At 61.1% G+C, this 599-nt stretch carries 1 protein-coding gene and 1 pseudogene; both read right to left on the minus strand.

The genetic code is table 11. The annotated features are described in order from the left end of the window. Positions 1-365, minus strand: a 365-nt coding sequence (locus EXN68_RS27325) for an ABC transporter permease family protein (RefSeq protein WP_473086917.1), incomplete at its 3' end; no start/stop codon positions are given. 12 nt (positions 366-377) lie between these two features. Continuing rightward, positions 378-599: pseudogene (locus EXN68_RS27330) on the minus strand (sugar ABC transporter permease); the annotation flags it as partial.

Below are 599 nucleotides of genomic sequence, written 5' to 3' on the forward strand. Positions count from 1 at the left end.
AGCACGGCGACGGCCGGCATCATCTTGGTGGAGAGCATCCACATCAAGATGTCCTTGGTGCGTTTGGTCGGCGAGAACGCCATGGCCCAGGCGGCGGGAATGGCGATGATCAGCGCGATGATCGTCGAGCCGAGCGACAGCACCACCGAGTTCATGAACGGCTTGAAGTAATCGCGCTGGGTCTGGACCGTCACGTAATTCTCAAGCGTGCCCGAGGGAATGAGGCTGAAGCCGGCGATTGCCTCCGGCTCGGTCTTGAGCGAGGTGAGGAAGGCATAGAGGATCGGGAAGAACAGCAACAGCGCCACGGCCCAGGCCGCGATGGAAAAGCCGATCTTCGCACGTGTGGTTGTCTTGCGGGCCATGATGTTTCCCCTTTACCGGTCGAGGTTCTTGCCGACGGCGCGCATCAGGAAGATGGCGACGATATTGGCGAGGATGACGGCGATGATGCCGCCGGCCGAAGCGCCGCCGACGTCGTAACCCAGAAGTGCGGTGCGATAGATGAGGAAGGCGAGGTTGGTGGAGGCATAACCCGGTCCGCCATTGGTGGTGACGAGGATTTCCGCGTAGACGCCGAGCAGGAAGATCGTCTGGAT

It is taken from the genome of Martinezella rhizogenes, from assembly GCF_007002745.1.
Lineage (GTDB): Bacteria > Pseudomonadota > Alphaproteobacteria > Rhizobiales > Rhizobiaceae > Agrobacterium > Agrobacterium cucumeris.